General features: G+C 71.6%; 5 protein-coding genes. 3 read left to right on the plus strand and 2 right to left on the minus strand.

Annotated features, from left to right (window positions below; all coding sequences use genetic code 11):
* Both LI92_RS18725 and LI92_RS18730 read right to left on the minus strand, forming a co-directional pair.
* On the minus strand, positions 1 to 1,024 hold a 1,024-nt coding region (locus LI92_RS18725), incomplete at its 3' end, for an alkaline phosphatase family protein (protein WP_046321625.1).
* A 44-nt stretch (positions 1,025 to 1,068) separates the two neighbouring features.
* Positions 1,069 to 1,536, minus strand: coding sequence for a hypothetical protein (locus LI92_RS18730; RefSeq protein WP_286135194.1), 468 nt, complete (start codon positions 1,534 to 1,536; stop codon positions 1,069 to 1,071).
* A gap of 531 nt (positions 1,537 to 2,067) precedes the next feature.
* Here LI92_RS18730 and LI92_RS23305 point away from each other — a divergent pair.
* From LI92_RS23305 to LI92_RS18745, 3 genes are all read left to right on the plus strand, one after another.
* On the plus strand, positions 2,068 to 4,986 hold the full coding sequence (locus LI92_RS23305) for a PGRS repeat-containing protein (protein WP_052740858.1): 2,919 nt from the start codon (positions 2,068 to 2,070) through the stop codon (positions 4,984 to 4,986).
* Between the two features lie 38 nt (positions 4,987 to 5,024).
* Positions 5,025 to 6,209 (plus strand): acyl-CoA dehydrogenase family protein, encoded by a 1,185-nt coding sequence (locus LI92_RS18740; protein WP_046321628.1) that lies wholly within the window; start codon positions 5,025 to 5,027, stop codon positions 6,207 to 6,209.
* A 67-nt stretch (positions 6,210 to 6,276) separates the two neighbouring features.
* On the plus strand, positions 6,277 to 7,131 hold the full coding sequence (locus LI92_RS18745) for an SDR family oxidoreductase (RefSeq protein ID WP_046321630.1): 855 nt from the start codon (positions 6,277 to 6,279) through the stop codon (positions 7,129 to 7,131).
* The last annotated feature ends 50 nt before the right edge of the window (positions 7,132 to 7,181 follow it).

Here is a 7,181-nt window from a genome sequence, read left to right on the forward strand (position 1 = left end):
GCGCGGTCGCCAGGATCGCGTTGTCGCCGGTGCAGGTCACCACGATGTCACCGATGCGCGCCAGGTGCTCGTCGCGGACCGGCCCGAACACCCCAGAGGCCACCGCCTGCTCGCGGGTCTGCACCGACGCCCGGCCCGCCAGACGCTCGGTCCAGATCGCCAGCACGTCGGCCGTGGCACCGGGTTCGGTGTGCAGGTAGCGCACCCGCGGCTCGCCGGCGACCACCCGGATCCCGGCACGCAGGGCCGGGTCGGCATCGAGGTCCAGGCGAGCCGCATCGGGCACGTTGATCCCGCCGTGATCGGCGGTCACCATCAGCACGGTGTCGCCGGGCAGCTCCTCGAGCAGATGCACCAGCAGCGCATCGACCTTGGCGGCCGCGGCGTGCCACTGCGGCGAGCCGATTCCCGACACATGCGCGGCATGGTCGAGCGCAGCGGTGTAGCCGTAGACCAACCCCGGTGAAGCCAGCGCCTCGACGAACCGCTGCACGTAGGGCTGGCCTTTGGCCACCGGACGAAAGTCCGCTCCCCGGTAAGCCGACTCGGTCAATCCGCTGCCGATGAACATCTCCGGCAGCACGGCGCGAGCACTCACTCCGGCGGCGTGCAGTCGCTCGAACCAGGTGGGTACCGGCTGCCAGAGCGCCGGTGACGGCTCGTCGCCCCAGTAGATGTGGGTCAGCACCTGCTCGGTGCCGGGAATGTTGACGGTGAAGCCCAGCACGCCGTGCTCGCCCGGTGATGCGCCGGTGCCCAGGGAGACCAGGCTGGTGGGCGTGGTGGAGGGAAAGGTGCTGCACAGTTCGATCAGGTGACCGGTCGAGCCGGCCAGCACCGCGGACAGCAATGGCGCATCCTTGGCCAGAAGCGGCAACAGGTGATAACCCAGCCCATCGACGAGCACCACCGCCACCCGTTGCACGTCGCCCACCCGCTCGCGCAGACCGAGCCTGTCGGTCACGCCGGGAACGCCCAGCAGAGCTGCCGCGGACGGCAGGATGTCGCAGATCGAACCTGGCACCGGTTCAGACTGCCATCGAGCGGCTCAACGCCGCAGCCGACCTCCTACTCGGCGCCGGTTTCTTTGGGCAGGGGGGCGCCGTGCTTGGCGGCGCTGGCGTTCGTCTTGGTCCTGCCCTGGGTGGCCGCCGGGCCACTGGGGCCGCCCCCACCACCGCCGGAGCCGCCGCTGGGCGCGTTGAATTTCGGCAGGCTCGGCGGATCCCCGGAATCGTCGGAGCTACCGGTCGAAGACGAGTCCCCGTCTCCGAGCGCGCCACGCAGCACCTGTTCGAGCTGCGCCAACGGGTCAGACCCGGCCGCTCGGAGGTCCAGGGGTGCATCGGGGAAGTCGGCCCCCGCCGCCGACTGTTCTGCGCCGGCCGCTGCGAACAAGGTGTCCAGCATGTCGTCAAAGTCGGCCTGTGCCGTCGGTGCGAGAAGTAGCCACAATCCTGCGGACACCACGGTCGCCGATATGCGGGCACGCACCGGGTTCCCTCGGCCCGATCCCGCCCGGCGGGGACTGCTCATCCGCGATGTCCTTCCTGACTTCTGCGCGCCGGCGATGCTGCGCCGGGCGTGGAAGAACGTAGCTGTTGCCCGCCCAGTCAGGCGACCCCCAAAGCCCCTCCAACGGCAATGTTCAAATTCCGTTCACTTCCCGTCATCCCGCTGGTCATCGCGCGCGCAGAATTGCCCATTTCCCTTGGTGCAGCGCACAATTGAGACGCCCATCACAACGGGGTCCGGTGCGCTCGCGGCACACCATTCGAGCCGCCGCCGCGGCTGCGATCCGGTTGACACAGAGCGAGCATTGGCGGCATAAAAAAATCATGGTGATCGATAAAACGAATGGCGGCTTCATCCGGCGAGCCGCTTGGAAGCTCCATAATCCTTTGCACTGACCAACGCCGCCCAGTCAGCGCACTGCGAAATTACTTAAGTTACGGTAAATTCCGGATCACAACGGATCCGGTTCGGTGCTGCCGCCGCGACCGCCCCAATGAGAGGCACCTCATGTCGCGTCGACGCAACGTTGCCCACCGCCGCCGGAGACCCGCAATGGGAGTTCCGGCAGCCGTGCTGGCGCTGGGGCTGAGCCCGCTGGGTTGGGCACCCACCGCCAACGCCGACCTGGAAGATCTCCTCGACCCCAGTTACTGGTTCGACCCGGCCAACTGGTCGGATCCCGCCGATGTCGGCAGCGCAGTGTTCGACCCGGGCGCCTGGGGCTTCGGGGATCTTTCGAACTGGTTCGAGGGCCTGGGCGCGGCCGACTACAGCTTCGCCGCCTTCAGTCTCGACGACTTCGCCCAGAGCATCTATCTGCAGGTGCACACCGGTATGCAGGACTGGATGTCCAGCTCGTTCGGGCAGCAGCTCGGCGATCTGATCAACCCGCTGTTCGCCTCCGACACGGTGTGTGGACTGATCTGCAACGGCATCGACGGCACCGAGATCGACCCCGACGGTGGCACCGGCGGCTGGTTGTTCGGCGACGGCGGCGCGGGATATGACTCCGACGTCGACGGGATGGCCGGCGGCAATGGCGGCGCGGCCGGCTGGTTCGGCAACGGCGGGGCCGGCGGGATCGGTGGGGCCGGCGCCGACGGCGGCGACGGCGGCACCAGCGGAACGCTGATCGGCTTCGGCGGTGCAGGCGGCGAGGGTGGCGCGGGACTTGCCGGGGCGAACGGCGGCGACGGCGGCGACGGCGGCGACGCGGTCGGGAAGTGGTTCTCCTTCGGCGGCGTCGGCGGCAACGGTGGCACCGGCGGCGATGCGCTGGACGGCGCCGGCGGGGCCGGGGGCAATGGCGGCGCGGGCGGCACCGCAGGCGCGAACAGCCCGGTCGCCGACGACTCGAGGCCGGCGATCGGTGCCCGGCTGTTCAAGATCGGCGGTGCCGGCGGCACCGGCGGGGCCGGCGGCAGCGGTCTGACCGGCGGCGCCGGGGGCAATGGCGGCAACGGCGGCCTGTCGTGGGCACGAGCCGGTGGAGTAACCGGTGGGGCCGCCGGCGACGGTGGCACCGGCGGCGACGCCACCGAGGTGGCCGGCGCGGGCGGCAACGGCGGCGTGGGCGGCGGCACCTTCGCACTGTTCGGGGGCACCGGGGCCACCGGAGGTCAGGGTGGGGCCGGGGGTGCCGTCGATGGCGACCTGGCCACCGCGGGAGCCGGCGGCATCGGCGGGCAGGGCGGCACTACCCTCGCGATCTTCGGCGGCAGCGGCGGAGCGGGCGGTGGCGGTGGTGCCGGCGGAGCCGCGGACGGCGACGGCAGCACGGCAGGTGCGGGCGGCGACGGGGGCTTCGGCGGCCTCGGCGGCTTCCTGTTCGGCGGACAGGGTGGGACCGGCGGTGCGGGCGGGTCCGGCGGCGCGGTCACGGGCGCCAACAGCGTCGCCGGCGCAGGCGGCGACGGGGGTGGCGGCGGATTGGGCGGATTGGTCAGTGGTGGTAGCGCCGGCGCCGGCGGCGCCGGGGGAACGGGCGGCGCCAGCACCGGTACCGGCGGCACCGCGGGCGACGGCGGTGCCGGGGGCAATGCCGGTTCGCTCGGCAGCGTCTTCAGCTCGCCCGACCAGTTGGGTGCAGCTCTCACCCAACTCTCGGTCATCTCCGGCAGATCGCCGGAGCAGATCCAAGCCCAGCTCGACGAACTCACCGGACTGGCTGGAAATCCGCTGGCCGCACTGACCTCGGTTTTCGGGGGCAACGGCGCGGACGGCGGTGCGGGCGGGCATGGCGGTAGCGCCAGCGGCGTCGGCGGGCATGCCGGTGCCGGCGGGCATGGTGGCGACGGCAGCGGCGGCAGCCTCCTCGGCGGCTCCAGCACGGCCGGGGCCGGGGGCGCCGGCGGTGGCGGGGGCGACGCCAGCGGCACCGACGCCCTTGCCGGCAACGGCGGAAACGGCGGAAACGGCGCATCGGCCGGCCTGTTCTCCGGCGATGGAGGTAACGGCGGAAACGGCGGGACGGGCGGAGACGGCACCGGCGGTGCAGCCGCCGGGTACGGCGGCGCGGGAGGCGCCGGCGGCGCGGGTTCTGCCTTCAACGGCACCGGCGGCAACGGCGGAACAGGCGGAGCAGGGGGCAGCAGCAACGATGGAGTTGCCGGCCAGGGCGGTGTCGGGGGCAGCGGCGCCGCTGGGATCGGTGGCTTCTTCGACGGACTCGGCAGTATCGCGGGCGGCGGCACCCCACCGCCTCTGGGCACCGGCGGGGGCGGTGGCGGCGGCGGTGGCGGTGCAGGAGACGCCGGCACCGGCGGCAACGGTGGTGCCGGCGGCACGGGTGTCGCGTCCGCCGGCGGCCAGGGCGGCACCGGGGGCGCCGGAATCGACGGCGGCAGCGGAGGCACCGGAGGTGCCGGAGCCAAGGGCGGCTCGCTGCCTTCCCTGGCCGGCGGCATCGACGGCGGCTCCGGCGGCAACGGTGGCGCTGGCATCGGTGCCGGCAGCACCGGCGGTAACGGCGGTACCGGCGGCGTCAGCACGACCGCGCAGGGCGGAACCGGCGGCAACGGCGGCACCGGGCTGGACGGCGGTACCGGCGGCAACGGCGGTGCCGGTGGCAACGCGGGCACCAGCGGCGCCGACCATGTCACCCGAGGCGGCGACACCGACGCCACCACCCAACCCGGAGGTGTCGGCGGCGCCGGCGGCAATGGCGGCAACGGAGGCACTGGCACCGCGGCCGGCAACGGCGGCGACGGCGGAGCCGGCGGCAATGGCGGCAACGGCGCAGACGCCACCGAGAGCGGCCCCGGCGGTGCCGGCGGCGCGGGCGGCGCCGGGGGTGACGGCGGCCAGATCGGACCGAACGGCGACGGCAGCGGTGGAGCCGGCGGCAACGGCACCGACGGCGATTCCGATGGTGTGGACGGCGCGGCCGGCGGGACGGGCGGGGCCGGCGGGGCCGACGGAACCCCGGGCGCGCCCGGGACACCCAGCGCGGGCTCCGACAGCCAAAACTGACCCGATCCACGCCGCCACACAGGTGGCAGGATGAACGGATGGCAACCGGCAGCGTCGCGCCCTTCGACCCGATCGATCCGCTGAGCCTGGACACTCTGCTCTCCGACGACGAAATCGCGCTGCGCGACACCGTCGCCAAGTTCTGCGCCGAGCACGTCTTGCCGCACGTGGGCGACTGGTTCGAGATCGGCGACCTGCCGGCTCGCGAACTGGCCCGGGAGTTCGGCAAGCTCGGGCTGCTGGGCATGCACCTGCACGGTTACGGCTGCGGCGGGTCATCGGCGGTGCACTACGGCCTGGCCTGCGTGGAGCTGGAGGCCGCCGACTCCGGCCTGCGCTCGCTGGTGAGCGTGCAGGGTTCCCTGGCGATGTACTCGATCTACAACAACGGCTCCGAAGAGCAGAAGCAGCAGTGGTTGCCGGGGATGGCGGCCGGTGAGCTGATCGGCTGCTTCGGGCTGACCGAGCCCGACGTCGGCTCCGATCCGGCGGCCATGACCACCCGGGCCAGACGGGACGGGTCCGACTGGATTCTCAACGGCCGCAAGATGTGGATCACCAACGGCTCGATCGCCGATGTGGCGGTGGTGTGGGCGGCCACCGACGAGGGCATCCGCGGCTTCATCGTGCCCACCGACTCCCCCGGCTTCACCGCCAACACCATCCACCACAAGCTGTCGCTGCGCGCTTCGATCACCAGCGAACTGGTGCTCGACGACGTGCGCCTGCCGGCGGAGGCGTTGCTGCCCGGGGCGCGTGGGGTCAAGGGCGCGCTGGCCAGCCTGTCCGAGGCGCGTTACGGGATCATCTGGGGTGCCATGGGCGCGGCACGCTCGGCCTGGCAGGCGGCCCGCGACTACGCCACCCAGCGCAGCCAGTTCGGCAAGCCGATCGCCGGCTTCCAGCTCACCCAGGCCAAGCTCGTCGACATGGCCCTCGAACTGCACAAGGGTCAGCTGCTCTCACTGCACCTGGGCCGGCTCAAGGACAGCGCCGGGCTGCGGCCCGAGCAGGTCAGCTTCGGCAAGCTCAACAACACGCGGACGGCGTTGGAGATCTGCCGTACCGCGCGGACCATTCTGGGCGGCAACGGGATATCCCTGGAGTATCCGGTGATTCGGCACATGGTCAACCTGGAGTCGGTGCTGACCTACGAGGGCACTCCGGAGATGCACCAGCTGGTCCTGGGCCAGGCGTTCACCGGGCTCTCCGCTTTCCGCTGACCGCCCCGGGCCCCCTACCATCCCCTGCCGTCGACATCCGAACTTGACACGTGTTAAGTTCGTCGCCGTGGACAACATTCGCGGTAAGACCATTGCTATCACCGGCGCCGCCCGGGGTATCGGGCTGGCCACTGCCACGGCCCTGCTCGCCAGGGGCGCCCGCGTCGTCATCGGCGACCGCGACGTCGCGGTCCTCGAGCACGCCGTCAAGCGACTCAGCGCCAGCGGCCAGGTCAGCGGCCACCCCCTGGACGTGACCGACCGTGAATCCTTCGCGACCTTCCTGGACAAGGCCCGCGCCGACGGCGACGGTCACATCGATGTGCTGATCAACAATGCCGGCGTCATGCCGGTGGGCCCGTTCCTGGAGCAGTCACCGGAGTCCATCCGCTCGGCGACCGAGGTCAACTTCTACGGCGTGCTCAACGGCTGCCAGCTGGTGCTGCCCGAAATGGTCAAGCGGCGCAGCGGCCACATCATCAACATCGCCTCGCTGGCCGGCATCATCGCCGTGCCCGGTCAGGTGCTCTACGCCGGAACCAAATTCGCGGTTGTGGGACTGACTACGGCGATGTCCGACGAGTTCGCCCCACAGGGCGTCAAGGTCTCCGCCGTGCTGCCGACCTTCACCAACACCGAACTGATTTCGGGCACCTCACCCTCTGGCGCCCAGAAGCCGGTGGAGCCCGAAGACATCGCCGCCGGCGTCGTCAAGGTGCTCGACAAGCCCCGGACCCTGCTCTCAGTGCCCGGCTTCGGGCGTCGCGTCTCGATCCTGGCCAGCCTGCTGCCGGACCGGGGCCGTCGCTGGCTGAACAAGAAGACCCACAACGACACCGTCTTCCTGCAGTTCGACACCGCCGCCCGCAAGGCCTACGAGGACCGCGCGCAGCACGCCACCGGCGTCGTCGAAGGCGACTGACGCCCGGGGGGCCTGGTTAGCCCAGCGCCTGATCGCTGTCTCTTATACAC

It is taken from the genome of Mycobacterium sp. UM_Kg1 (assembly GCF_000972925.1).
GTDB lineage: Bacteria > Actinomycetota > Actinomycetes > Mycobacteriales > Mycobacteriaceae > Mycobacterium > Mycobacterium hiberniae.

What these genes read in the sequence shown, in the direction of transcription:
- LI92_RS18730 (WP_286135194.1), bottom strand. Translation starts at nt 1,536, where the DNA reads ATGAGCAGTCCCCGCCGGGCGGGATCGGGCCGAGGGAACCCGGTGCGT.
- LI92_RS23305 (WP_052740858.1), top strand. Translation starts at nt 2,068, where the DNA reads ATGGGAGTTCCGGCAGCCGTGCTGGCGCTGGGGCTGAGCCCGCTGGGT.
- LI92_RS18740 (WP_046321628.1), top strand. Translation starts at nt 5,025, where the DNA reads ATGGCAACCGGCAGCGTCGCGCCCTTCGACCCGATCGATCCGCTGAGC.